30 protein-coding genes are annotated in these 25137 nt (G+C 54.2%); 17 read left to right on the top strand and 13 right to left on the bottom strand.

Annotated elements, in window-relative coordinates; genetic code table 11:
• Nucleotides 1-26: 26 nt before the first annotated feature.
• Genes mnmA through rluE form a run of 3 tightly spaced genes read right to left on the bottom strand, consistent with a single transcriptional unit; the run spans nt 27 to nt 2338 of the window.
• On the bottom strand, nt 27-1139 hold the full coding sequence (gene mnmA, locus AC1MDE_RS08280; protein WP_097119196.1) for a tRNA 2-thiouridine(34) synthase MnmA: 1113 nt from the start codon (nt 1137-1139) through the stop codon (nt 27-29).
• Between the two features lie 41 nt (nt 1140-1180).
• Nucleotides 1181-1654: an NUDIX domain-containing protein gene (locus AC1MDE_RS08285; protein WP_097119197.1), complete on the bottom strand. Its 474-nt coding sequence runs from the start codon at nt 1652-1654 to the stop codon at nt 1181-1183.
• Between the two features lie 45 nt (nt 1655-1699).
• The gene (rluE, locus tag AC1MDE_RS08290; RefSeq protein ID WP_236699797.1) at nt 1700-2338 is read right to left on the bottom strand and encodes a 23S rRNA pseudouridine(2457) synthase RluE; all 639 of its coding nucleotides are present in this window, start codon (nt 2336-2338) and stop codon (nt 1700-1702) included.
• 131 nt (nt 2339-2469) lie between these two features.
• Between rluE and icd the strand changes: the two genes are divergently transcribed.
• A complete protein-coding gene (gene icd, locus AC1MDE_RS08295) occupies nt 2470-3720 on the top strand; it encodes an NADP-dependent isocitrate dehydrogenase (protein WP_038647536.1) in 1251 nt (416 codons plus the stop codon).
• A gap of 59 nt (nt 3721-3779) precedes the next feature.
• Here the strand turns inward: icd and AC1MDE_RS08300 are convergent, their stop codons facing one another.
• On the bottom strand, nt 3780-5036 hold the full coding sequence (locus AC1MDE_RS08300) for a mechanosensitive ion channel family protein (RefSeq protein WP_058962302.1): 1257 nt from the start codon (nt 5034-5036) through the stop codon (nt 3780-3782).
• Nucleotides 5037-5242: 206 nt separating this feature from the next.
• On the opposite strand from AC1MDE_RS08300, the gene AC1MDE_RS08305 reads away from it, so the two are divergent.
• Both AC1MDE_RS08305 and AC1MDE_RS08310 read left to right on the top strand, forming a co-directional pair.
• The gene (locus AC1MDE_RS08305; protein ID WP_479398310.1) at nt 5243-5440 is read left to right on the top strand and encodes a DUF6404 family protein; all 198 of its coding nucleotides are present in this window, start codon (nt 5243-5245) and stop codon (nt 5438-5440) included.
• Between the two features lie 100 nt (nt 5441-5540).
• Nucleotides 5541-5738, top strand: coding sequence for a hypothetical protein (locus AC1MDE_RS08310; RefSeq protein ID WP_038647530.1), 198 nt, complete (start codon nt 5541-5543; stop codon nt 5736-5738).
• Nucleotides 5739-5770: 32 nt separating this feature from the next.
• Here AC1MDE_RS08310 and AC1MDE_RS08315 read toward each other — a convergent pair whose 3' ends face one another.
• A complete protein-coding gene (locus AC1MDE_RS08315) occupies nt 5771-6019 on the bottom strand; it encodes a DUF883 family protein (protein WP_034822005.1) in 249 nt (82 codons plus the stop codon).
• 183 nt (nt 6020-6202) lie between these two features.
• Between AC1MDE_RS08315 and AC1MDE_RS08320 the strand changes: the two genes are divergently transcribed.
• A complete protein-coding gene (locus AC1MDE_RS08320; protein WP_034822002.1) occupies nt 6203-6409 on the top strand; it encodes a DUF2767 family protein in 207 nt (68 codons plus the stop codon).
• 25 nt (nt 6410-6434) lie between these two features.
• On the opposite strand, the gene AC1MDE_RS08325 is transcribed toward AC1MDE_RS08320, so the two are convergent.
• Both AC1MDE_RS08325 and AC1MDE_RS08330 read right to left on the bottom strand, forming a co-directional pair.
• Nucleotides 6435-6986, bottom strand: coding sequence for a hypothetical protein (locus AC1MDE_RS08325; RefSeq protein ID WP_034821998.1), 552 nt, complete (start codon nt 6984-6986; stop codon nt 6435-6437).
• Nucleotides 6987-7046: 60 nt separating this feature from the next.
• The gene (locus tag AC1MDE_RS08330) at nt 7047-7376 is read right to left on the bottom strand and encodes a hypothetical protein (RefSeq protein WP_479400992.1); all 330 of its coding nucleotides are present in this window, start codon (nt 7374-7376) and stop codon (nt 7047-7049) included.
• 202 nt (nt 7377-7578) lie between these two features.
• On the opposite strand from AC1MDE_RS08330, the gene AC1MDE_RS08335 reads away from it, so the two are divergent.
• The 4 genes from AC1MDE_RS08335 (at nt 7579) to AC1MDE_RS08350 (ending at nt 9107) form a co-directional block, all read left to right on the top strand.
• Entirely contained in the window at nt 7579-7758 is a 180-nt protein-coding gene (locus AC1MDE_RS08335) for a hypothetical protein (protein WP_034821992.1), read from the top strand.
• A 175-nt stretch (nt 7759-7933) separates the two neighbouring features.
• Complete coding sequence (locus tag AC1MDE_RS08340) at nt 7934-8155, top strand: YgdI/YgdR family lipoprotein (protein WP_058962298.1); 222 nt, start codon at nt 7934-7936, stop codon at nt 8153-8155.
• A 132-nt stretch (nt 8156-8287) separates the two neighbouring features.
• A complete protein-coding gene (locus AC1MDE_RS08345) occupies nt 8288-8671 on the top strand; it encodes a hypothetical protein (RefSeq protein WP_034821987.1) in 384 nt (127 codons plus the stop codon).
• Nucleotides 8672-8693: 22 nt separating this feature from the next.
• Complete coding sequence (locus AC1MDE_RS08350) at nt 8694-9107, top strand: GNAT family N-acetyltransferase (RefSeq protein WP_058962297.1); 414 nt, start codon at nt 8694-8696, stop codon at nt 9105-9107.
• Here AC1MDE_RS08350 and AC1MDE_RS08355 read toward each other — a convergent pair whose 3' ends face one another.
• Together AC1MDE_RS08355 and ldcA are read right to left on the bottom strand one after the other, a co-directional pair.
• Nucleotides 9108-9770 carry an MBL fold metallo-hydrolase gene (locus AC1MDE_RS08355; protein ID WP_479398315.1) on the bottom strand — a complete coding sequence of 221 codons (663 nt, stop codon included), beginning with the start codon at nt 9768-9770 and terminating at the stop codon, nt 9108-9110.
• Between the two features lie 23 nt (nt 9771-9793).
• On the bottom strand, nt 9794-10717 hold the full coding sequence (gene ldcA / locus AC1MDE_RS08360) for a muramoyltetrapeptide carboxypeptidase (RefSeq protein ID WP_058962295.1): 924 nt from the start codon (nt 10715-10717) through the stop codon (nt 9794-9796).
• A gap of 163 nt (nt 10718-10880) precedes the next feature.
• On the opposite strand from ldcA, the gene emtA reads away from it, so the two are divergent.
• Nucleotides 10881-11510 (top strand): membrane-bound lytic murein transglycosylase EmtA, encoded by a 630-nt coding sequence (emtA, locus tag AC1MDE_RS08365; RefSeq protein ID WP_075564066.1) that lies wholly within the window; start codon nt 10881-10883, stop codon nt 11508-11510.
• A gap of 59 nt (nt 11511-11569) precedes the next feature.
• Here emtA and AC1MDE_RS08370 read toward each other — a convergent pair whose 3' ends face one another.
• On the bottom strand, nt 11570-12517 hold the full coding sequence (locus tag AC1MDE_RS08370) for a sugar-binding transcriptional regulator (RefSeq protein ID WP_479398317.1): 948 nt from the start codon (nt 12515-12517) through the stop codon (nt 11570-11572).
• Between the two features lie 184 nt (nt 12518-12701).
• Between AC1MDE_RS08370 and AC1MDE_RS08375 the strand changes: the two genes are divergently transcribed.
• The 7 genes from AC1MDE_RS08375 to AC1MDE_RS08405 all read left to right on the top strand — a co-directional run bounded on the left by AC1MDE_RS08375 (nt 12702) and on the right by AC1MDE_RS08405 (nt 20341).
• Nucleotides 12702-13643, top strand: coding sequence for a substrate-binding domain-containing protein (locus AC1MDE_RS08375; RefSeq protein WP_480344467.1), 942 nt, complete (start codon nt 12702-12704; stop codon nt 13641-13643).
• Between the two features lie 13 nt (nt 13644-13656).
• Nucleotides 13657-14268, top strand: coding sequence for a DUF2291 family protein (locus AC1MDE_RS08380; protein ID WP_058962294.1), 612 nt, complete (start codon nt 13657-13659; stop codon nt 14266-14268).
• Nucleotides 14268-15782 (top strand): sugar ABC transporter ATP-binding protein, encoded by a 1515-nt coding sequence (locus AC1MDE_RS08385; protein WP_058962293.1) that lies wholly within the window; start codon nt 14268-14270, stop codon nt 15780-15782. The genes AC1MDE_RS08380 and AC1MDE_RS08385 overlap by 1 nt, the downstream gene beginning before the upstream one ends.
• Nucleotides 15783-15784: 2 nt before the next feature.
• Nucleotides 15785-16885: an ABC transporter permease gene (locus AC1MDE_RS08390; RefSeq protein ID WP_479400988.1), complete on the top strand. Its 1101-nt coding sequence runs from the start codon at nt 15785-15787 to the stop codon at nt 16883-16885.
• Nucleotides 16886-17083: 198 nt separating this feature from the next.
• Nucleotides 17084-17914 (top strand): transketolase, encoded by an 831-nt coding sequence (locus AC1MDE_RS08395; RefSeq protein WP_479414600.1) that lies wholly within the window; start codon nt 17084-17086, stop codon nt 17912-17914.
• Nucleotides 17907-18851 carry a transketolase family protein gene (locus AC1MDE_RS08400; RefSeq protein WP_480344468.1) on the top strand — a complete coding sequence of 315 codons (945 nt, stop codon included), beginning with the start codon at nt 17907-17909 and terminating at the stop codon, nt 18849-18851. The genes AC1MDE_RS08395 and AC1MDE_RS08400 overlap by 8 nt, the downstream gene beginning before the upstream one ends.
• Before the next feature lie 2 nt (nt 18852-18853).
• On the top strand, nt 18854-20341 hold the full coding sequence (locus tag AC1MDE_RS08405) for an FGGY family carbohydrate kinase (RefSeq protein ID WP_479414599.1): 1488 nt from the start codon (nt 18854-18856) through the stop codon (nt 20339-20341).
• A gap of 34 nt (nt 20342-20375) precedes the next feature.
• Here the strand turns inward: AC1MDE_RS08405 and AC1MDE_RS08410 are convergent, their stop codons facing one another.
• On the bottom strand, nt 20376-21503 hold the full coding sequence (locus AC1MDE_RS08410) for a mechanosensitive ion channel family protein (RefSeq protein ID WP_058959679.1): 1128 nt from the start codon (nt 21501-21503) through the stop codon (nt 20376-20378).
• An 89-nt stretch (nt 21504-21592) separates the two neighbouring features.
• On the bottom strand, nt 21593-22327 hold the full coding sequence (locus AC1MDE_RS08415) for a flagellar brake protein (protein WP_160832514.1): 735 nt from the start codon (nt 22325-22327) through the stop codon (nt 21593-21595).
• Between the two features lie 186 nt (nt 22328-22513).
• Between AC1MDE_RS08415 and AC1MDE_RS08420 the strand changes: the two genes are divergently transcribed.
• Nucleotides 22514-22762, top strand: coding sequence for a GlsB/YeaQ/YmgE family stress response membrane protein (locus AC1MDE_RS08420; protein WP_038647498.1), 249 nt, complete (start codon nt 22514-22516; stop codon nt 22760-22762).
• 61 nt (nt 22763-22823) lie between these two features.
• Here AC1MDE_RS08420 and AC1MDE_RS08425 read toward each other — a convergent pair whose 3' ends face one another.
• Complete coding sequence (locus AC1MDE_RS08425) at nt 22824-24920, bottom strand: TonB-dependent siderophore receptor (protein WP_480344469.1); 2097 nt, start codon at nt 24918-24920, stop codon at nt 22824-22826.
• Nucleotides 24921-25137 lie beyond the last annotated feature (217 nt).

Raw genomic sequence — 25137 nt, forward strand, 5'->3', positions numbered from 1 at the left:
CTGTCATCGCGTCGGCAGCGCCGACCTCAGGCTTCTGCCAATGGCAGGCGCTGTTCAATAATGCCGCCGCCGAGGCAAACATCACCCAGATAAAATACGGCCGACTGGCCAGGCGTGACGGCCGCAACCGGCTCGTCAAAACGCACTTCAATACGCTCGGCATCGAGCGGGATAATTTCGCATGGAATATCGGTCTGGCGATAACGGGTTTTCACCGTGCAGCGCAGCGGGGCCGTCATCGTTTGGCGATCGACCCAATCCAGCTGCTGAGCAATCAGACCCACAGACATCAGGCGTGGATGTTCCGCACCCTGAGCCACCACCAGGCGATTGCGTGCGACGTCTTTGTCGACCACATACCAGGGATCGTCATTGCTCTCTTTGCGACCACCAATACCCAATCCTTTGCGCTGACCCAGCGTGTGATACATCAGCCCCTGGTGCTCACCGACAATCTCACCCTCAACAGTTTCGATTTCGCCCGGTTGTGCAGGTAAGTAACGACCAAGGAAGTCGCGGAATTTGCGCTCGCCGATAAAGCAGATGCCGGTCGAGTCTTTCTTCTTCGCGGTGATCAAATCCAGTTCTTCAGCGATACGACGGACTTCGGGTTTCTCCAACTCACCTACCGGGAACAGGCTTTGCGCAATCTGCTCATGACTCAGGGTGTAGAGGAAGTAACTCTGATCTTTATTGCCGTCGAGACCGCGCAGTAACTGGCTGGTGCCATTCACATCGGCGCGGCGCACATAGTGGCCGGTGGCGATGAAGTCTGCACCGAGATCTTCAGCCGCGAATTCCAGGAAGGCTTTAAATTTAATCTCTTTATTGCACAGAATATCGGGGTTTGGCGTGCGGCCCGCTTTGTACTCTTCCAGGAAGTGTTCGAACACGTTGTCCCAGTATTCAGCGGCGAAGTTGATTTTGTGCAGTTTCATGCCGAGCTTGTCACACACGGCTTGAGCGTCAGCCAGATCATCAGCGGCGGTGCAATACTCCTCGCCGTCGTCTTCCTCCCAATTCTTCATGAACAGGCCTTCAACCTGATAGCCCTGCTGTTGCAGTAACCAGGCGGATACGGAAGAATCGACGCCGCCGGACATCCCGACGATCACTTTTTTCTGGCTGTTGTCAGACATGACGCACTCTTAATTACGATAAAAACAGGCGGCGCATTCTATCATGCCGAAGCCGGGCGCGCACCTTCGTGAAACGGCCATTGGAACGGCGCCACCAGTTGCAGCGGATAACGTGCGCCTTGCTGCCACAATCGTACACTCTCAGCGACCAGCGGTGAACGCAGGCGATTCGCCGTCAGAATCTGCTCTGGCGGCAGCCACCAGCAGCAATCGATGTCGCGATCGTGCGGGGACGTCTCGCATTTTTCTGGCAGATCGAGGCCAAACAGGAAACGCACAAAAGGTGTATCGTCAGGCGCGATCCACTGCTGCACACCGAGGAAATACTCAGGTTGAGCGTCAATGCCGGTCTCTTCAAACAACTCACGCTGCGCCGCTTCTAAAATCGTTTCATTGGCTTCGAGATGACCCGCCGGCTGATTCCAGGTAATGCGGCCGTGAACACGCTCTTCAACCACCAGCAATTCGCCTTGTGCCTGCACAATACAGGCTACGGTTACATGAGGTTTAAACATCCTTCCTCCGAAATTGTTAACTAAAAGTTATTGAAAAGTCGTGATCTAAACGTTGGCACTGACATCGCGCCACTCTCCCAGGGCTAAATCGTTCAGTTGATATTTGCCCATGGCAAAGCGAATCAGGCGTAAGGTGGGAAAACCAATATGCGCCGTCATGCGCCGCACCTGACGGTTACGTCCTTCGTACAGGGTGATTTTCAACCAACTGGTCGGGATCGCTTTACGCTCGCGGATCGGCGGCTGGCGCGGCCACAGCCACTCTGGTTCAGTGACTAATTCCACGCCAGCAGGCAGCGTGGGTCCATCATTGAGGGTGACGCCGTTGCGTAACAGGGATAAATCTGATTCCTGTGGTGCACCTTCAATCTGCACATAATAGATTTTTCCGGTGCGCTTTCCGGGCTGCGTAAGTTGCGCCTGTAGCGCGCCATCGTTGGTCAGAATCATCAAACCTTCGCTGTCGCGATCGAGGCGGCCGGCGGCATAAACGTCGCTAACCGGCACGAAATCCTTGAGCGTGCGGCGTCCCGCTTCATCACTGAACTGCGGTAAAACATCGAAAGGTTTGTTAAAGAGTATGACGCGTCGCGGTCCTTTTGGACGTGTGTCACGGCGCACGGGCTGGCGTGCTGCGGTGTTTGGACGCTTATCCTGGTGAATTCGTTGAGAAGTTTTTCGCATGGGCTTTGCAGTCAGAAACAATCGGCGCATTATAACGCGAAACTGCGGTGATTGGCGTAGCGGAAATATTCAAGTAGTATTGACCCGCATCTTACAAATCATTAACAAAAAATCGCTCGAAGGAGAGGTTGATGGAAAGCAAAGTAGTTGTTCCGGCGGAAGGTCAAAAAATCACCCTGGTTCAGGGCAAACTCACTGTTCCGAATAACCCAGTCATTCCTTACATCGAAGGTGATGGCATCGGCGTTGATGTTTCCCCTGTTATGCTGAAAGTGGTTGATGCCGCTGTGAAGAAAGCCTACAACGGCGAGCGCAAAATTTCCTGGATGGAAATTTATACTGGTGAGAAATCAGTAGAACTTTACGGCCAGGACGTCTGGCTGCCGCAAGAAACCCTCGATTTAATCAAAGAGTACCGCGTTGCCATCAAAGGCCCACTGACTACGCCAGTTGGCGGCGGTATTCGTTCTCTGAACGTGGCGCTGCGTCAGGAGCTGGATCTGTACGTGTGTCTGCGTCCGGTTCGCTACTACACCGGCACTCCAAGCCCGGTTAAACGCCCAGAAGATACCGACATGGTGATCTTCCGTGAGAACTCAGAAGATATCTATGCGGGTATCGAGTGGAAAGCGGGCACGCCAGAAGCGGACAAAGTGATCAAGTTCCTGCGCGAAGAGATGGGCGTGAAGAAAATTCGCTTCCCTGAGCAGTGTGGTATCGGCGTGAAGCCGTGCTCTGAAGAGGGCACTAAACGTCTGGTGCGTGCTGCGGTTGAGTACACCATTACCAACGATCGTGATTCTCTGACCCTGGTTCACAAAGGCAACATCATGAAGTTCACCGAAGGCTCATTCAAAGACTGGGGCTACCAGTTGGTGAAAGAAGAGTTCGGCGGCGAGCTGATCGATGGCGGTCCATGGATGAAGTTCAAGAATCCAAACACTGGCAAAGAGATCATCGTTAAAGACGTGATCGCTGACGCCTTCCTGCAGCAGATCCTGTTGCGTCCAGCAGAATACGACGTTATCGCCTGTATGAACCTGAACGGTGACTACATCTCTGATGCCCTGGCGGCACAGGTTGGTGGTATCGGTATCGCACCTGGCGCGAACATCGGTGATGAGTGCGCACTGTTCGAAGCAACCCACGGTACTGCACCTAAGTATGCGGGTCAGGATAAAGTGAACCCAGGTTCCGTTATCCTGTCCGCAGAAATGATGCTGCGTCATATGGAGTGGTTCGAAGCTGCAGACCTGATTGTTAAAGGCATGGAAGGCGCTATCGCTGCTAAGACCGTGACCTATGACTTCGAGCGTCTGATGGATGGCGCTAAACTGCTGAAATGTTCAGAGTTTGGTGACGCGATCATCGCGAACATGTAATTTCTGCCAGCCAGAAATTGAGACGGGAGCCTATGGCTCCCGTTTTTTTATGCGCTAAGTTAATCGGCCTGCTGTTCAACAGATTTGACGGATGACGCATGCTGCTGCGACAAGCGCCAGAAATCATTGCCGCCCGGATGCTGATACATGCGCAGCCCAAACTGGCCGACAATCGCATAGATATATTCGAAGATCGCTGACTGCGAATTCTCATACTCGACCCAAAATATCGACGAGGTGAAGCAATAGACTTCTACCGGCAAACCTTCCGGCGAGGGCTTCATGGTGCGCACCACGATATACATATCCTGCTTAATATCATCGCGCTGCGACAGCCACGCGGTGAGATATTTGCGGAACACCGTCAAGTTGGTCATGCCGTTGTCAGCAAACCAACGATCGCCCACTGCATTGCTGTCACGGCCATCCATTAACGCTGACAGCTGTTCGTTAACACCGCGAATCTGGCTCATCTGCTGAATGAGTTCGTGATCGAGAAAGCGAATCGACATTTGGTCGAGGTGGAAGCTACGCATAATACGGCGCGCGCCGGAGGAGAACATCGCCTGCCAGTTGGTGTAGGTTTCGGTGAGGAAGTTTTTCGTCGGGATGCGTGACAAAGTGTTATCCCAGTTACGCAGCGTAATGGTGTGCAGTGCAATATCAATCACTTCGCCGCTAATGCCTTTATCCGGCATCTCAATCCAGTCACCAAGTTGCAGCACATCGTTGGATGACACCTGAATATTCGCCACCAACGACATTAAGGTGTGCTGGAACACCAACATCAATACCGCAGCAACCGCACCCAAACTCGAGATAATAATCACTGGCGATTTATTCGACATAATGGCCAGAATCATGATCGCCGAAATAATGTGCACCAGGATCTTGCCGACCTGAATATAGCCCTTGATCGAGTGATTCTTACGCTTTGATTTGCGGGAGTAGGAGTTGTTAACAATCTCCAGCACTTCTGTGAAGAACAGCGACAGATAAACAAAGAACAAAATGCCGCAGATAGTCTTAATAGCAATCAGCAGATGCTCGGGCAGATCTGGCATAAACTGCAGCAGGTAATAGACCGTGATCACCGGAATAAAGTTTGAGAGCTTTTCAGATAGCCGCACATCTTTATCAAGTGGAACCTGTTTTTTGTGTGTGCTGAAGAAGACCTTGCGCACCACCTTCACCACAAAGAATTTGCAGATCAGATGCGTCACCATCCCCGCAATCACCAGCAGCAGCAAGCTAAAAGTGGTGGATAGCAGGGTGTTACTCTCAATAAATTTCTGGATATCGCTTAAATAATTCATATTCACAACATGCCTGACAACGATGGCGGGGATTCAATCACAAACTGTGATCATACTGTATGCGACAAGTGCGCAATTTCTTAACGGCGGTTCGCGCCTGACAATACATTTCGCAAAACTTTGAAACAGATAGCATCCATGAACCCCTCGTCGTGCCTTTTCCGGCAAAACCCGCTATGTTCTGCGCTTCAGATTCTGGAGGTGGTATGCAAGGTGTCATCAAATTCGTTAAGGGCTGGTTGCTGTTTTCGCTGCTGTGGGGCATTTTCATGTGGTTCACTTCGTGGCAGGCGCAGGGTGAGGCCATCAGTATGGTGGTGGTGAAAAGCTTGTACGCTGGATTGATTTATCAGGCATTGATGACCATGGTGGCGCGCTTCAAAGCACGCCGTTCGCAAGGCTGATTGCTCACATCTCCCCACACAGCTTTGCGCAGCACTGACGCTAATTTGCACTCTGTCAGGCAATCTGGCCCGACTCAAAACAGTGTGGGTGGAAGTGAAGATGGCAAAGACGTCATTAGCCGCGTGGTTCTTTTTACTGGTGTCATTTGGCAGCTGTGCGCAATTACCTGACGTGCCAGTGAATATCACTGTGCACCAGGGGCGTCATCTGGATGTGAATAACAGCACGGCTGATGTGGCAGAGACGCCGGATGAACATATTCAGGAAAGGTTGGATGAGGCCGGTCATCATCAATAAGCGTTGGGGCCAGAAAGGCCCCCCATCGCCGCTTATTTCCTGCCCAGCAGGAAACCGACAATAATGCCGATGCTGGCCGCTACCGCCAGGCCAGTTGCCGGATTATCACGTACCGATTTGACCACGCAATCTGCTGCATCCTGCACAGCATAACTGGCTTGCGCGGGATAACGACGCGCGGCACCTTTAGCCTGATGTTTGCGAGAGCCGGTCCATTCCCCGATTTTTTCTTCAACTGCGCCCGCTGCTTCATTCAATTTTGCTTCCGCTTTATCAGTCATGATGACTCCCTGCTGGTTGTGAATATTACGATTCAGCGTAGTCACAGATTTTCAGACCAGCAACCCGCAGGCCAACGAGGTTGTAACAGTGGTTTGCAGGATCGTTGAACTCTGTCCAGGCTTAAACGAAGTAGCAGGCCTTTTGATTTGCGGAAATCAGGCCGTGTCACACCAGGAGGAGAGATGAAACGTGATGTATTAAGTGAAGACGATTACGATGAAGTGTGTCGGGTCATTGGTGACGCGGTGATTGTCCTATCCGAATGTGGCCACGAAACTAAACGCGCTGAAATCACCGATTTATTGCAGCGAACCCGCCATCATCGCGCGCATGATGAACGCGACGAACAGCGGATGCTGGAGCATGCGATTCGTCTGGTCAAACCCTAATCCCTAAGGGTGTCACGAGACGCCCTTAGGGATTGCCGCGATAAGCCGGATACCAGGTCACCAAAAAATGGCGAAGATGATCGAAACACCACTCGGCATCGTCGGCTTGCTGACAATAATAGCGAATGGTGACTTTCTCATAGCGCATATGACGCTGATGCAAAGGTGACCAGCCCCAATCCAGCACGGCGCGGGCGTAATTGACCAGGGTGCCGCTCTGCATGTTGTGCTGCTTCTCTTGTCGGCTCAGATAGAGTTCAAATGCCTGATCCAGACTTTGCGTCTCCTCACTGCTGCCACTCGATAGCGCCGGGCGTAATGCCACATCGATAAATCCGCACACGCCGTCATCACGCTGCTGCCAGTCACAGGCTAAGGTCATAAATACCCCCTCCTGCAAATTCACCTCTTCCAGTAAACGCCGTAAATTTTCGGAATGTTTACCCGCTGAGATTTCGTCGATGCGATCGGTCTCCAGCGTGAGGTCAAATCCACAAGGATTCACCGAGCCATCCGCGTTGGTGGAAGCGGGGAAGGGGAAATCGATGTAGCCGTTATTGTCCAGACTCTTTTCCATAGTACAGGTCCGCAGCGTGAGGAAGCCTGACAATAAACCATCTTTCCCGGCTAAGCACGTTTAAGGGCACGTCCAGGTAATCATGGTGTTCTGATAAGGGTTGATCAGACGGAATTGCTTATCTGACAGCCGCTGAGCGGTGAAGCCCTCAGGCGTCACGGCAGAAGGGACATACTGGAAACGATCGCTGGAGTGCAATGTGCCACTTTTCACCGCCACGCCATCACGCGTGACCGTAAAGGCATTCACCAAATCGAAAATGCGCGCCTGCGTCTGCCCCATTGATTGTCCATAAATGGTCGCGACTTCGCCCGGGCAGTCGATACCTTTGGGCGTGGAGCTGCAACCAGCCAATAATAGAAGGGTGAGTACTACCGTGATTCGCAACATGATCCTGTCCTGGTTCGATTCCTTGTTTGCAGTGGCCCGTCAATGCCCACTGATATGCTGATCATAGCAGGTCTGGCACCGCTTCCCATTTGTCATTTGCTTAATCGTTAAGCGGTAAGAATGTAAAGGGGTGACTTTGGTAGCAGATAAACGTTATTCTTGCCAGCGTTGCGCATCAGGTAAGCAAAACAAGGGCAAATCTATGAAAGAAGAAGAAGCCAGTTTAATGATTCTTCAGCACGCGATTGATAAATTAGAAGCCGACAAAAAAAAGCAGGTAATGAACTGTGTAGCGGCCATACAAGAAGTGATGCAAGGCTTCGATCCGGAAGATGCGGGTCTGGCGTTAATGTTAGTTGCCGCACAGGTTGCAGCAGAGTAATCCCTTTCGGTCATTCCTTCCCCATCCGTTTGCGATGGAAATCCATGCAATATAGCTGCTGCTCAGTCGATATCGGCTGATGCGCAGCAATTGTTCTGCACAGATTAATCTTTCTCCTGGTTCACATTACTGCGCGCTGTGCTAAACCTGACAGTGAATCCAAAAGGAGGATGAGATGAAAAAGACATTGCTTTTAATCGGTACTTTTAGCCTCGGCCTACTGCTGGCGGGCTGCGCATCTGATCACGTCATGCACACCACCGATGGGCAGACCATTGTGGTGCAGGGTAAACCTAAAGTGGATGAAGATACCGGCATGATTACTTACAAAGATATTGATGGTAAAGAACAGCAGATAAACCGTAATCAAATCAAAGACATGAACTCGGTTAACTAACGTTTTCTTTACCCTTCTATCCTTGCAGGCCCGTACTCAACGGGCCATTATTCGTCTTCTCACTTTTTTCTGTGTTAGGCTTCTCTGCATAAAACCCAACGAAATCATCATCTAACCTCAGCGGAGATCCCAATGAAGGCGATAGCTATTGCCGTTGGCTTAATGGCGTGCCATATCGCGCCGGCCTGGAGCGAAACCGAATTTCAAATTACCTGTCCGGGGCGCCCGACCATGACGGTATCGCGTGCGGAATACGGTTTAAGTACGCTGATGTGGCCAACACGTCATTTTCAAATTGCAGCAGGGCAACAGCGCACGCGTTTGCAAGGCGGGGATAAAGTGGCGATCACGCGTTTTCGTAATGGCGATCAGCTGATTGTGAACAAAAACAATGACGATACGTTCTTTGTCTATGCCGATAGCGATAAACTCATCCCCTGCAATCGCACCGAAAAACGCGATGCGGAAATTCTTTCGCTGGAACGTTACGACGATAGCCAGCGCCCCAATTCATAGTTGCCTGTCAAAGGAGAAGACGATGCAATTAAGCGTAACTGACACCGTTACCGCAGAGGATCTGGATGATGTTCGTCTCGGCCTCACCGAATATAACAGACGCTTTATCGATCCCAGTGAGATGCAGGCGATTGGCGTCTTCATTAAGGATGCTTCTGGCCGCAAGCTGGCCGGGTTGACCGGTTCCACCTTTGGTAACTGGCTGCGCATCGACCTGCTATGGGTCGGCGATGCGTTACGTGGGCAGGGCGCTGGTACACAGTTGATTCAGGCCGCCGAAACAGAAGCCCGCGCCCGTGGTTGCCTTTATGCGCAGGTTGATACGGCCAGTTTCCAGGCGCGCCCGTTCTATGAAAAGATGGGCTACACCTTACGCTTTAGCCTCGATAATTATCCGCGTCTGCATCAGCGTCATTACCTCAGTAAATCGCTGTAACTAGATCAGTGGCTGCTGGCGTAAATCCAGCGGCGATTGCTCTGCCTCATCAATCGCCGCCAGCCAACTCTGCAAATCAACTTTGGCCCATGATAAGTGACCACGCGTGGTACTCATCAGCACGACATCGGGGCGCAGCGCGCGGTACAGCTCCAGTGATTGCTGTAACTCCAGCGGATTACTCTCCGGTACCAACACGCTGATCCAGCGGTTGTAGTCACAGGTTAAGGTATCGCCAACAAACAGATAGGTCTGGCCCAGCGGGGAGCGATAAAGGTAACTGCAGCTGCCCGGTGTGTGGCCGGGTGTGGGCAGCAGATGGAAATCACCAAAGTGGCTTTCCTGCTGAATGAAGGTCTCATCAGGTTCGACAATCAGACTGACGGGCCCCAGTGAACGGCTGTGGCAGTAGAGCGCACTGTTAAAACGCTGCTGGATCGCCACGGCGCCGGGCGCGGCTTCATGCCAGTGGGTGAGGTAGTGGCGAATCACCCCGCCCGCATCATTGAGAAACTCATGATCGAGCGGATGTTCGACACGGCCGATGACCAGATTGCCGCGCGGATGGCGCAGCATAAAGCCATGCATCATTAAATCATTCGCCGTTTCTTCGGCGGGAAATTCCGGGGTGGAGATCCACAAATCTTCGTACAGTGGCTTCAATGTCGGTCTCCTGCGGCAAAACGTTAGCGCAATGTCGGGTGGCCGGTGAAGGCAAGCTGTGCTTCGCCCTGCTCAAGTTGTAAGGTCGCACTGGCGCCGAGCGGCAGTGTAACGGTATCGGCATCGTGGCCAAACGCCAGATCGCTGATCACCGGAATCTGGTATTCATCGCGGATGCGTTGCCATACGCTGGCAAAATCGAAACCATTGTCATAAGCCGACAGTGACGTGCTGGTGAAACTGCCGGTGATGATCGCCCGCTGGCGCGCCAGAATGCCGCTCTGTTGCAGTTGAATCAGCATACGCTCTATGCGGAAAGGATGCTCATTCACATCCTCGATCACCAAAATGCCGTTTTCAATTTGTGGCATCCAGGGTGTGCCGATCAGTGAGCAGATCATCGCCAGATTGCCGCCCCACAAGGTCCCTTGCCAGCGTCCCGCATCCGGGCTGTGGGTCGGCCAGCCTATATTGACTGTAGGAGAAGAGAGCGCCTGCCAAAAGTGTGACAGGGTAAATTCGGATAATGCCTCTGCGCCGAAGTTGCCGGCCAGCATCGGGCCGCTGAAGGTCACCAGCCCGGTTTGCGCCAGTAACGCCAGTTGAATCGCGGTAAAATCACTGTGTCCACAAAGCGCGATAGGTTGATTGAGCAGCCGGCGCTGCAGACCGACATAATCAATCTGATCCAGCAAACGCGAGGCACCGTACCCACCGCGCACCGCCAGCACAATATCGGGCAGCGTGCTCAGTGTTGCCAGCTGGTTCACATCATTCAACCGTTCCCCGTCTTCGCCCGCAAAACGCTGGAAGCGGCGTGTAATCGCTGATAAGTTGTCCAACTGATGTCCCTGAGCCTGTAAACGACTCACTGCACGTTGGGCCGCATCCTGATTATGGCAATAGCCGGAGGGGGCGATCAGACGAATAGATCGGGGGGAAAGCATAGCGTTCATCCTGATTTAAAGTGGCCTGCCGATGATGGCGAAATCCGTTACCGATGTCACGGCAGCACAAGGTTTTTTACGTATTTAGGATAAACGGTAATTTTGCATTGCGCTGCGCCAGGTATGATAGCTTGCGCCAACTCTATTGCGGAACCAAAAATCAGTGAAAATTCGACTACTTATGCTATCTGCGCTGTTGCTCGCGGGCTGTGCCAGTGAGCCAGAAAAAACGGTCGTGCCAGAGAAAAATACGCCATTAACCCAGGCACCACCGTCGAAAGTGAATGATGCATGGTCAATGTTTACCGAAGATGCCGCCAGTCATTATGGCGTTGATGAGAAGTTAATCAGCGCCATTATTAGTGTCGAATCCGGGGGCAATCCCACCGTTACCAGCCGTTCAAACGCGGTAGGGTTGATGCAGATTAAAGCCTCAACGGCGGGTCGTGCGGTGTATCGCACCCAGGGACGCCACGGTCAGCCGACGTCATCCGAATTGCGCGATCCGGCGAGAAATATCGATATCGGTGCGGCATATCTCAAGCTGCTGCAGGATTCTGAGTTGGCCGGTATTCGAAATCCACTCACGCTGCGTTATGCCACCATCGTTTCTTACGCCAACGGTGCCGGTGCGTTGCTACGCACCTTCTCACGGAATCGCGATCGGGCGATTGCGATGATCAACTCGATGACGCCGGACGAATTCTATCAGCATGTGCAGGATAAACATCCGGCGGCACAGGCACCACGTTATTTGTGGAAGGTCACAACGGCCTACCGAACCATCGGATAAGTCGTCTTTGCGAAGCGCGGCTCGTCAGGGCCGCGCCTTAAAGTGCCCGGTTAAATCGGTCATTCCATCAGCAATCGTGCGGTGGGATAATCCACAATCAGCACTTTCACATATCCACCGCGCAACGCACCGCGAATCGCCTGGGCTTTCTCTTTGCCGCCCGCCAGTGCCACCACTTGCGCACACTGTTTAACCTGCGCCAGCTCCATGCCAATCACCGGATCTTCCTCGGCGTTCAATACCGGTTTTCCGTCAGCATCAAAATAATGCAAACAGATATCGCCCACCGCACCGCGCTCGGCCAGCGTGCGCAGCATCTCGCCGTCATAGTAGTTGCCGGAATTGCGTAGCAGCGCGGAGGGCTCAAGATCGCCAATGCCGACAATCGCCAGATCCACCTGATCAAACTTTTCCAGCACCACGGCCACGTCTGGGTTTACTGATAAGCGTTGACGATCCTGCACTGAATGCTCAATCGACTGCGACGGCAGCAGCCAGGCCGGACAATCCAGCAGCGCCGCAAGATTCTGCGTCAGGATGGTGGCCTGCACGTTGCCGTTGGCACCCACGCCGCCGAGCAGTTGGATCACGCCTTTGCAGGGCGCAGTGAGCGGATGTAATGCATCCACCATCGCGCGAATGGTGCCACTCCATGATGAAATGCCGATCAGTTCATCGGCGCGCAGGCGGGTTTCCAGATAGTGCGCCGCCGCTGAGCCAATCGCCTGTTTAATTTGCAGCGCGGAAGCCTGATCCGGCACATCGACCACAATCACCTGTGGCAGCTGATACTGCTGCTCAATCGCCTTCTCCAGTTCGGGATAGACATTGGCGGGTGGCACCACGCTGATTTTCACCACGCCTTCTTTCACGCTGCGATTGAGGATGCGTGACACAAAGGATTGCGACAGCTTCAGCAGTTGCGCAATATCGGACTGCTTCATGCCTTCCACATAATAAAGCGTGGCGATTTTTACCATCAGCCGCTGTTCGTCCTGTTTTGCCATGGTTTTTTCTCTCTCTTAACCTGCCTGGTATTGTTAATCAGGCTGTCATAAATAACAACGCAGAACATTTTGTGATCGTTTTCGCTTTTTCAGGATCGCGCGATGGACGAGTTCAGGAAGCCAGCGCATAGTCATTATGCATATAAAATCGCAATTGAATATATATTCAAGCGGAGAAAAATCAATGAAAGCTTCTGTCCTCAAAATGACCCTACTGGCTTCACTGATGTTAGCTTCAGCGGCAACGCTGGCGGCAGAAAAAGGCTTGATTGCTATCATCACACCTTCTCACGATAACCCGTTCTTTAAAGCTGAAGCCGATGGCGCGCAAGAGAAAGCCAAAGCGCTCGGTTACACCACGCTGATGGCCTCGCACGATGATGACGTGAACAAACAGAACCAGCTGATCGAAACCGCCATCGCGCGTAAAGCCAAAGCGATCATTCTGGATAACGCCGGTGCTGACGCCACCGTTGGCCCGGTGCAAAAAGCCAAAGATGCCGGAATCCCCACCTTCCTGATTGACCGCGAGATCAACAAAACCGGCGTCGCCGTGGCGCAGATTGTCTCTAACAACTATCAGGGCGCGCAGTTGGGCGCAGAGAAGTTCGCTAAGTTGCTGAACGGCAAAGGCGACTACGTTGAGCTGTTGGGCAAAGAGTCGGATACCAACGCGGGCGTGCGCTCACAGGGCTATCACGACGTGCTGGATGACTATCCCGATATGAAGATGGTGGCGCAGCAGAGTGCCAACTGGAGCCAGACCGAAGCCTTTAGCCGCATGGAAACCATTCTGCAGAAAAATCCCAACATTGTCGGGGTGATTTCCGGGAATGACACCATGGCGCTGGGGGCAGAAGCCGCGCTGAAAGCCGCCGGTAAAACCAACGTAATTGTGGTGGGCTTTGACGGCAGCGATTACACGCGCGATTCCATCATCAATAAAGGCAACATCAAAGCCACGGTGCTGCAGCCGGGCTGGGATCAGGCACAAATGGCGGTTGAGCAGGTGGATTACTACCTGAAAAACGGCAAAGCGCAAAAAGAAGAGAAGCAGCTGATGGATTGCGTGCTGATCGACGACAGTAACGCCGCGAAGCTGAAAAACTTCAACCTGGCGAAATAAGACGGAGGTCGGCATGAAGGGAAAAGCAGCAACCGGGCTGATGGTTGGGCTCTTATCGCTGATATTGACCGCCTGCACCGTGGTGGATCTCGATGCAAACGGCAATCCCATCATGCCGAAAGATCCGAATGCCAAACCCGGCTACAGCAACCAGACGCCACAGCAGATCGCCGAATCGAGCTGGGCCAGCCGGGTGCAGCAACCGGCTGAGAAGCAGGCGCTGAGCTGGGCGGATATGGAAACCAAAAGTCATACCGTCAAGGCCGGGGGCAGCGAAAGCGTGTTTGTGCGTGCCGGAGGAACCGTCACCGCCTTTGATAACAGCAACGAACGCGAACGCAGCCTGACTGTCACCATCAATGGCAAACCGGTCAAGGTGTTGATTGGGCCGGTACTGCGCAGTAATGCGATTCGTGACGCGGCGGGCTATCGCTTTAAAGAGTTCACCAATCAGGTGCAATACGCACAGCTGACTAAAGCGTTGAATCGTCATGCCGTCCAGCAACTACCGCCGGTGGATGCCAGTTGGGTCGGCAAACCGGTGCAGGCGCTGTTAGCCGTCAGTATGGAGCCGAATCAGGTGAATGACGTGGTGGCGATTCAGTTGCAGCAAGGGAATCCATGATGAGCGATGAAATCATCCTGCAGGCCAAACAGATGTCGATGTTGTTTCCGGGCACCCTGGCGCTGGATCGTGTCGATTATCGCGTGTGGCGCGGCAAAGTGAACGTCATCATCGGTGAAAATGGGGCAGGTAAATCCACGCTGATGAAAATCCTCGCCGGGGTGCAGCAGCCCACTAGCGGCGAAATGTTCCTTAACGGCGAAAAAGTGGTGTTGAGCAGTACGCGAGACGCCGCCCGCCACGGTATCGGCATGGTGCATCAGGAACTCAACCTGTTCGAAAACCTCAGCGTGGCGGAGAACATCTTTCTGGGACGGGAAATCCAGCGCGGCATCAGCCCGATTAACGAAGCAGAACAGAAGCGACGCACGGCTGCGTTATTGCAACGTCTCGACCAGCCAATTTCACCGGACGAGATGGTCGGCAACCTGAAAGTGGGTCAGCAGCAGTTGGTGGAAATTGCCAAAGCGCTGGCAGAAAACGCCGACATCTTAATTCTGGATGAGCCGACCTCGGCGTTGAGCAAAACCGAAGTGGAAATTCTGTTCCGGGTGATCCGCGAACTGACGCGGCAGGGGGTTTCCATCATTTATATCTCACATCGGCTGGAAGAGCTAATGGCGATTGGCGATGTGATCACCATCCTGCGCGACGGTCGCTTTCAGGCGGAAGCGAAGGTCAGCGACATCGATGTGCCGTGGATCGTGCGTGAAATGCTCGGCAGCGAACCGGTGAGTAACTTTCTGCCGCCTAATCGTCAGTTCGGGGCGGCGGTGCTGGAAGCCGAGCACATCACCTGTGTCGGTGCCCATGGCAATACGCTGGTGGACGATGTCAGTTTCAATGTGCGCGCCGGGGAGATCGTCGGCATTTATGGCCTGATGGGCGCGGGGCGCACCGAGTTGTTTGAGTGCCTGCTCGGCAGCCAGCGCAACTATCTCGGCAAACTGTGGCTGGACAGCAAACCGTTACCCACACGCTTGCCAACGGCCGAACGTATTCGTATGGGCATGAGCCTGGTGCCGGAAGATCGCAAACGGGCCGGTATTTTCCCGGTCTCCTCTGTGGCCAGCAATCTCACCATTGCCAGCCTGTGGCGACGTTTATCGCATCGCACCGTGATCGCCGAACAAGCTGAACGCGAAGCGGTAAACAGTACGGTAGGCAATCTGGCGATCAAAATCTCATCACCCGACGTGGCGATCAGTGCGCTGAGTGGCGGCAACCAGCAGAAAGTGGTGATTGGCCGTTCATTGCTCACCAATCCACGTTTACTGCTGCTGGATGAGCCCAGTCGGGGCATTGATGTGGGTGCCAAAGCGGAAGTGTTTCGCATGATGGTGAAACTGTCAGAGCAGGGCATTGCCGTGGTGTTCTCCACCTCCGATTTAAAAGAAATTATGGCCGTCGCCGATCGCATTCTTGTGATGTCTGGCGGCAAGTTGACAGCTGACCTGCCGCGCGCGGAAGCGGAAGAGGCGGCGCTGGTTAAAGCAAGTGCACAGGGGTTCTGAGCATGAAAAACAATGGCGCAATGGCGCTCGCTTCGCCAGGTAAGGTTTTCAACTCGCGTGAAGGCATGATTCTGCTGCTGTTAAAACTGCGCACCTTTATCGCGTTGTTCCTCATCGTCGGCTTCTTTGCTATCACCGTGCCGGATTTCCTCGCCGTGGGCAGCATGGTGATCATGGTCAAACACATCGCCATCAATGCGTTACTGGCGCTCGGCATCACCTTTGTCATTATCACTGCGGGAATTGATCTCTCCATCGGCGCCACGCTGGGCCTGTGCGGCATGATTGCCGGCTGGTTGATTACCAAAGGCATTGTGTTGCCGATGTTTGGCATCGCCATCTTTCCCAGTGTTTGGGTGATTGTGCCCGTGGTGTTAGTGGTAGGTGGACTGATTGGCGCGGTGAATGGCTGGATCATCACCAAATACAACGTGGCCCCGTTTATCTGCACGCTGGGCACCATGTACATCCTGCGCGGGGCGGCGATGCTGACCTCTGGCGGCGAAACCTTCCCCGGCTTGCAGGGCAATCCGCTGCTGGGTAACACCGGTTTCGACAAAATCGGTGCGGGGTATTTTCTCGGCTTACCGTGGGCGATCTGGATGATGGTGGTGCTGGCGCTGGTGATTGCCTATGTAGCACGTCGCCTGCCGTTTGGCCGTCAGGTGTATGCGATTGGTGATAACGAGCGAGCAGCGGAACTCTCGGGCGTCAAAGTGAAGTCGGTGAAAATCTGGGTTTACACCATTTCAGGTTTCTGTGCGGCGATTGCCGGCATTGTGGTCTCCTCGCAACTGGTGGCCAGCCATCCGGCGAACGGCACCTCATTCGAGATGAATGCGATTGCGGCGGTCGTGCTGGGCGGTACTTCACTGGCTGGCGGGCGCGGCACCATTCTCGGCACGCTGGTAGGGGCATTTGTCATCGGTTTCCTCGCGGATGGTTTGATCATGATGGGCGTCAGCGAGTTCTGGCAAATGGTGATCAAAGGCATCGTGATTATCGTGGCGGTGATCATCGATCAGATGCAGAGCCGCATGCAGCAGAAAGCCGCCGTGGTGGCGCAGAAGGCATTGATTGAGGAAAGTGAGGCCAAAGGCTAATTGTTACCCGTCATGAGCCGAGCCGCAGGTGCGTCGGTTGCGCTTGCTCACCCCAGTCACTGACCTGAGTAAGCTCCTGGGGGATTGACGAGCTGGCCGCCTTCCCGCAACTCAGCTTATTCAGGGGAAAAATCCGGGTAAATTTTTTTACCTGCTGTGAATATATATTCAATAACGCTTTAAAATGCAGAGGTGTCTATGAATCCTTTCAAATATTCGGTGGCGGACCTGGCAGCGAAAGCGCGCGCCGTGCGTCGCCGCATCATCCAGCTCAATGCCGGTAGTCCGGCGGGTGGACATACCGGTGCCGATCTCTCTCAGGTCGAAATCCTGACGGCGCTCTATTTCCGCATCCTGAATTGCGCACCGGATCGCACTAACGATCCGCAGCGTGACATTTACATCCAGTCAAAAGGGCATGCGGTCGGCGGCTATTACTGTGTGCTGGCGGAGGCGGGTTACTTCCCAACCGAATGGCTGCCCACTTATCAGCATTCGGATTCACATTTGCCGGGCCATCCGGTGCGGCAGAAAACGCCGGGCGTGGAACTCAACACCGGTGCATTGGGCCACGGCTTACCGGTGGCGGTGGGTATTGCGCTGGCGGCGAAAAAAGACAACAGCGACCGCCGCATCTTTGTGGTCACAGGCGACGGTGAACTGGCCGAGGGCAGTAACTGGGAGGCCGCGCTGGTGGCGGCGCACTACAACCTCGATAACCTGGTGATCATCAACGACAAGAACAAACTGCAGCTGGCAGGGCACACGCGCGACATTATGAACACCGATCCGCTGCCGGATAAATGGCGAGCCTTCGGTCTGGAAGTCACTGAATGCAACGGTAATGACATGGCTTCCGTGGTGGGAACCATTGAAAACCTGCCACGTAATGGCAAACCGCAGGTGATTGTGGCGCATACCGAGAAAGGCTTTGGCATCTCCTTTATTCAGGGCAAACCAGAGTGGCATCACCGTGTGCCGAAAGGGGAAGAGATCGAACTGGCACTGGAGGAATTAAAAGATGAGTAATGCAAAACACCTGGCCACGGTGATGGTGGAAGCCTTTATTGACGCGGTCAATCGCGGTGTGGATCTGGTGCCGGTGGTGGCAGATTCCACCTCAACGGCAAAAATATCGCCTTTCATTAAGGCGTTTCCCGATCGGTTGGTGAACGTTGGCATTGCGGAACAAACGCTGGTGGGCACGGCGGCCGGTCTGGCAATCGGTGGAAAAGTGGCGGTGACCTGTAATGCAGCTCCGTTCCTGATTTCGCGCGCCAACGAGCAGGTAAAAGTGGACGTCTGTTACAACAATACCAACGTCAAACTGTTTGGCCTGAATGCCGGTGCCAGTTACGGCCCGCTGGCCAGCACCCACCACAGCATTGATGATATTGCGGTGATGCGTGGCTTCGGCAATATCGAGATTTACGCGCCATCCTGCCCGCTGGAGTGCCGCCAGATCATCGATTATGCCCTTGCGCATGTGGGGCCGGTTTACATCCGTCTGGATGGCAAGGACCTGCCTCAGCTGCACGATGAAAACTACCAGTTCCGTCCCGGCCAAATCGACGTGTTGCGTGAAGGCAACGACATCGTGCTGGTGGCGATGGGTTCCACCGTGCATGAGGCGGTGAGTGCGGCCGAGCAATTACAGGAACAGGGAATCAGCGCAGGTGTGATCGCCATTCCATCAATTCGTCCCTGCGATACCCAACAGCTGCAAGAGCTGTTAAAGCATTATCCGGCGGTGATCACCGTAGAGGAGCACAATGTTAACGGCGGCGTCGGCAGTCTGGTGGCCGAAGTGCTGGCTGAAGGCGGCTGCGGAATTCCGCTGTTACGTCTGGGCATCCCCGATGGTCAATACGCGATTGCTGGCGATCGTGCCTCCACGCGCGCGCATCATGGTATTGACGCCGCCAGCGTGGTGAAGAGTGCAGTGCGCATGTGTGCAGGAGCGTAAACATGGCGGGTCCATTAATACTGGCAATTGATGAGGGTACCACTAACGCGAAAGCCATAGCGGTGGACCGCGCAGGCAACGTGGTGGCGCGCGGCAGCCAGCCTCTGACGCTAGCCCATCCCCAGCCGGGATTGGCCGAGCAGCATCCGCTGGCGATCTGGCAGGCGGTGAAACAGGCGATTGAAAGCTGTCTGGCGCAGTGCGGCGGGGCAGAGGTGGCCGCCGTCGCGATCAGCAACCAGCGCGAGTCGGTGCTGATCTGGCAGCGCCGCGACGGGCAACCGCTGACGCCGCTGGTGAGCTGGCAGGATCGTCGCTCGGAAGCCTTTTGTCGCGATTTACGCATGGCGGGCAAAGCGCCACGCATCACCGGCTTAACGGGCCTGGCGGTCGATCCCATGTTTCCCGCAGGCAAACTCACCGGGATGCTGGCGACGATTCCAGATGGACTGGCGCGTGCACAAGCCGGTGAACTCTGCATCGGCACAGTGGATTGCTGGCTCAGCTGGCAATTAAGCGGCGGCGAAAGTTTTGTCACCGATCACGCTAATGCGGCCCGCACCCAACTCTACAATTTGCACAGCGGCGACTGGGATGACGAACTGCTGGCGTTATTCCATATCCCGCGTGCGGCACTGCCACATATTGTGCCCTCCGCCAGTGCGCAGGGTGTTGTCACGGTACAGGACATCGCCGGACTGAAAGCGGGTACGCCCATTTTGTCGCGCATTGGCGATTCCCATGCGGCACTGCAGGCGCAACGCAGTGCAGGCGAAGAAGTGGTGAAAGCCACTTACGGCACCGGTTCATCGCTGATGATGTCAATGGCCACCCCTTTGCTGACCGAGAACGGCCTCAGCACCACGGTGGCGTGGCACGATGGGACGCTGCGATTTGCCTTTGAAGGTAACGTCACCCATACCGGTTCGGGCGCGGCCTGGCTGGGACGCATGCTGGGCATCAGCGATCCGCGTGAACTGACGGCGATGGCGCAACGCAGCGAGCATAATCAGGGCATCTATTTCGTGCCTGCATTGTCAGGCCTGGGCGCGCCCTGGTGGGATTTGAAGGCGCGCGGCATGGTATGTGGCCTTACCGATGCCGCCACGCCAGAGGTGCTGGCGCGCGTGGCGCTGGAATCAATCACCTTCCAGATTGCCGATGTGTTCTTCGCTATGGAGCAGGCCAGTGGTGTGCAGTTACCCGCGCTCTGTGTGGATGGCACGGCAACCGAAAACAGTTGGCTGATGCAGTTGCAGGCAGACGTGTTGCAGCGGCCGCTGAAACGTGCCCCTACCGCTGAAGTCTCCGCCCTGGGTGCCGCGCTGCTGGCGGGGCGTTCATTAGGTTGGTGGCAGCAGGGCAGTGATATGCAGGCGTTGCAGGGGGGCAGCGTGATTGAGCCGCGCAGCGATCGCGCGACCATTATGCAAGAGAATTATCGCGGCTGGCTGGAAGCGGTGGCGCGTTGTCGTTATCAACCGCATTAGCGTTCAGGCGGGGTAACCGCCTGACCATCGCTCACTAACGTTGTGCCGTCTGTGGTGAGGATTCATTGGAGGCATCGCTGAGATTAATCCGTGGTAATACACCCCCCGTAAACTCGACGCGACGCATTGGGAAAGCAAAACGAATCTGCTTCTGCTCCAGTTGCGCCATCAGCTGGAGGTTAATTTCCTGCTGGATGTCCATATACTTGTTGTACTCGGCACTGAGCACGAAGTAGACCACTTCAAATGTCAGCTGCGACTCATCAAAAGCGAGGAAATGTGCGCGGTCAAAACGAGTATCCGGCACATCCTGAATGATCTCCTTCACCATGCTACCAATTTGTCGCACTTTCTCAGCAGGCGTACCGTAATTAATGCCGAACTTAAACACGATGCGACGCTGCTGCATCCGTTTGTAATTGTGGATGGTCTGCTGCAGCAAAATGGTGTTCGAGCAAACGATCTGTTCCCCGCTCAGGCTGCGCAGCCGGGTGGTTTTCAGACCAATGTGTTCGATTGATCCCGCCACATCGCCAAACACAATAAAATCGCCATGCTCAAAGGGCTTGTCAAAACCAATGGCCAGCGAGGCAAACACGTCACTCAACACCGTCTGAATCGCCAGGGCGATCGCAATGCCGCCGACGCCGAGGCTGGCAACCAGTGCGGTAATATTGATGCCCATGTTGGACAGGATTGCCAACATCATCATCACCCACACCACCACCCGCAGCAGAATGCCGAGGATCACCGTGGTCACCGGATTGCGCACGTGCAATGGATCACGCAGCAAACTCTGTAGCCAGAGCCGGATGCCACAGTCAATCCACATGGTCATTTGCAGAATAAAGGCCAGGAACCAGCCGTGTGCAATCGTCACGCTCCAGCTGGCGGGTAGGTCGACAAACCTCAGTGCAATCAGTAATGAGAAAATCAGCAGCAAAGGCTGGCTGGTACTGCGCAGAATTTCCACCAACAGTGTGGTGACGCGGTGATTCCGCTGCTCGCTGTAGTGCGCAATACGGTTGGATACAAAGCGGATGAGGGTGCGTAATAGCCAATACATCATCAAGGTACCGAAGACGATGATGGCGCTGTTTATCCAGAAGGTTTGATTGAGAAAAATGAGTTGTAAACGATGGGCAGAAAGCCAGTTTTCCATTGGGGAGATTCTCCTTGCTGGGAGGCGATAAAAAGTGAAAGCAAGGAAAGGATAGCCTGGCGGGCGCCTTTTGTGGCGCCAGCAGGGATTTACTGGAAGCGATTCGCTTTGTCGCGGGCCAGACGTTCCAGCGCAAAGATCACTTGCTGTAGCTGGCGTTCCTGTACGGGCTCAATGGCGGTAAAACGGAAGCTGAGACGAGGAGTTGTGCGAGTTTCATTCTTGCTGGTGACCATGCTGCGCTCGCCAATGTGCAGCAGCTGTGCGGTGACCTCAAAATGACCGTATTCGCCCAATTCCACGCGAAGGTTTTTAAAGGTATCACCGCGGTTCAGACCCTCTGGCAAGCTTTCGTCCAGCAAGACACCTGCGCCACCGAGAGAGAGATCTTGTAAACGGAAGCGCGCTTTACTGCCATCCGGCCACTGCGTATGGCAGTAAAACACCGGTTCCATCGGAGCTGAAACACGGAAAAACTCACGACGCTGAATCTGCCACAGCAGCTCAGGCAGCGGGGCAGTAAACGCCGGTAAGCCCTCAAACTCGGTGCGCTCCAGTTTGATCAAGCCAAACTCCACTTTGGCACCCTGGGTTTCTGCCGCGATATTCACTTCACCGCCCTGCAGCGCTAAATCGTTATCCAGTGCATTACTGCCGAGGTCGAAGATCACGCGATCTTCATCGGCATCCAGCATGCGGCTGATAAATTGACCGCGCGAAAAACTGACCATTAATGGGGTCTGGAAACGCAACAAATCCTTCATTACGTTTAAAACAGCAAGGGTGCCTCGTTTGAGATATTGTTCGTTATCGGCGTCTTTCACATCCTGCTCCACTTATCCGATTGTTATTATCACGGGTGACACGGCTATCGAATTGTTATCGACGTTCTGACAAAAAGCTTTAGCCTGCTAACTATCTATTTACTGTGATGTTCATCAAGCAGATTAAAAATATCCGGCTATACTAATCGCAGTGAACACCTTGATTCATAACGTAAGGAGCAGTAAATGGGTATTCTTTCATGGATTATTTTTGGTTTGATTGCCGGGATCATCGCTAAATGGATCATGCCAGGTAAAGATGGCGGCGGATTCATCATCACTGTGGTTTTAGGGATTGTCGGCGCGGTGGTTGGCGGCTGGATCAGTACCCTGTTTGGCTTCGGCAAGGTTGACGGTTTCAACTTTGGCAGCTTCGTGGTGGCGGTGATTGGTGCCATTGTGGTGCTGTGGATCTACCGTAAAGTGCGTACCTAGCAATACACTCTGATTTAATGAAATCCGCATCCCCAACGGGATGCGGATTTTTTTATGGCGGTTAGAAGTCGTAACCCACGGTGGCGGTAATGGTCCGCTCCGCACCGCGATAGCAATAGCCGGTGCCATAGCAGGCGGCGAGATACTTTTTGTCGGTCAGGTTATTGGCATTGATCTGCAGCCATGCCCCTTTCAATTGTGAATCCCACGCACCGAGATCGGCACGTACGGAAGCATCAAACAACGTTACCGACGGCAAACGTGTGGTGTTTTCGTTATCGGCCCACTGCTTACCGATATAACGCACGCCTGCGCCGGCGCTCAAGCCGTAATCAAACTGATAGTGACCCCAGAATGACGCCATGCTGTTCGGCGTGACGTAAGGCGTATGGCCATCATTCCCGTCAACGGAATCTTTGAAACGCAGATGGTTCAGCGTGTAACCGGCGATGGTGCTGAGTCGCGGCGTCAGCTGGTTGCGGGCTTCCAGCTCAATGCCCTGCGAATGCACTTTGCCGGACGGAGTAAAGGTGCTGTCTACCACGTTGCGGTTCGCCACATCGTTCTGCGTCAAATCGTACAGCGCGATGGAGTACATATCGCGCGTGCCCACCGGCTGGTATTTCACACCGGCTTCATACTGCTCGGAAGTGGTTGGCTTCAGCTGATTGCCGTCTGGGTCGGTCAAAGAAGCCGGGGTAATCGCCTGGCTCCAGCTGACGTAAGGTGAAATACCGCTGTCGAACGCATACAGCAGCGCAGCACGGCCGCTGACGTGGTCATCCTGGCGACGGCTGGTGCCATTATTGGAGACGATGCGATCGTAACGACCAGAGAGATCCAGATGCCAGCGGTCGAGCTGCATTTCATCCTGCAAGTAGAGTCCGGTCTGATAATAGCGACGCGTTTGTTCGGTCCAGCTGTAATCCGGCATGCTGCCGACCGCTTCGCCCGTCCAGGGGTTTAATGAACTCGCATAGCCACTGGCTTTACTCAAATCATTCTTATAACGGTGGTATTCGGCACCGAGGATCACCCGATGCTGCAGCGCGCCGGTGGCAAAATCGGCCTGCAGACGGTTATCGTTGGCCCATGCGCTGAGCGAGGAACGTTCACCGGAGTAGTAGCGGGTCAGCAGGTCCGGGTTAGCGGCATCCCAGCCAATCTGATACACCTGATCGAGATCGACATTGGCGTGGCTATAGCTGGCGGTGGAGTATACAGACCACACTTCATTGAAGCGGTGCGAGAAGTCGTAGCTGTAGATCTGCTCGTGGCGCTTGAACTGATCCAGCGCGCTGTCGCCCTCATAGAATCCATCACTCAGCTTGCGGCCATTATGGCTATAAAGCGTGCCTTCAGCGGGCACGGAACCGTGATAACCGCCGGATGGATCTTTTTGCAGATAGGCACGCAGCATCAGACTGGTGTCTTCGCTGGGTTGCCACAGCAGCTGTGGCGAAATCGCATATTTTTCTTCACGGGTGTGATCGTATTGCGTATCGCTGTTACGCGTGATGCCGGTGAGACGGAAAGCCCACTGATCGTTAATCGCATTGGTGTAGTCAAAGGCGGCGCTGTTGGTGGCGTTGGTGCCGGTCGACAGGCGGAAATGGCCCTCTTCAGCAAACTGCGGCCGCTTGCTCACCTGATTGACTAATCCGCCTGGTACGGTCTGGCCGTAAAGTGCGGAGGAGGGGCCTTTGATCACATCAACGCGATCGAGGAACCAGTTATCTACCTGCAAGATGTTGAAGCTGCCGCCATCACTCATGATGCGCAAGCCATCCAGGAAGGTGTTATCGACATCGCCGCCATGGAAACCACGCAGCGCAATGGTGTCATAGCGAGTGGCGGCCCCGCCGAAGTTGGTGAATACGCCCGGCGTGTAGTTCAGTACCTGATTGAGATCCTGCGCACCCTGATCTTCCATCTGCTGACGTGTCACCACTGAGATGGACTGCGGCGTGGTGATCAGCGGCTGATCGGTTTTACTGCCGCCGCTGCTGCGGGTGGCGAGATAGCCTTGCGTCGGTGAGTTGGCGCTCTCCTGCGGTTGCGCGGTGACCACGATGGACTCTTCTGCGAAGGTTGCAGCAGGGAGGGCCAGAGCCAGTCCACAGAGCACGCGGGTACGATTAAGGGTAAAAAGCGTCATTGGAAATCCTTTAACGGGAAGCAGAACAAAAGCAGCACTCAACCGGCAATGCCGAAAATTGAGAATACGATTAAAATTAAGAGTGAGAATTATTATCTTTTAGTGGGGTGTGTTTCAAGTTGTTAATGTGAGTGAAAGAGATTGTGAGGAAATGAACAGGAGCGGTGGCGTAGCGAGCGCGGCTTTATGTGAGAAAAGGTTTCATGATGCAGTCATA

It is taken from the genome of Pantoea folii, from assembly GCF_056678875.1.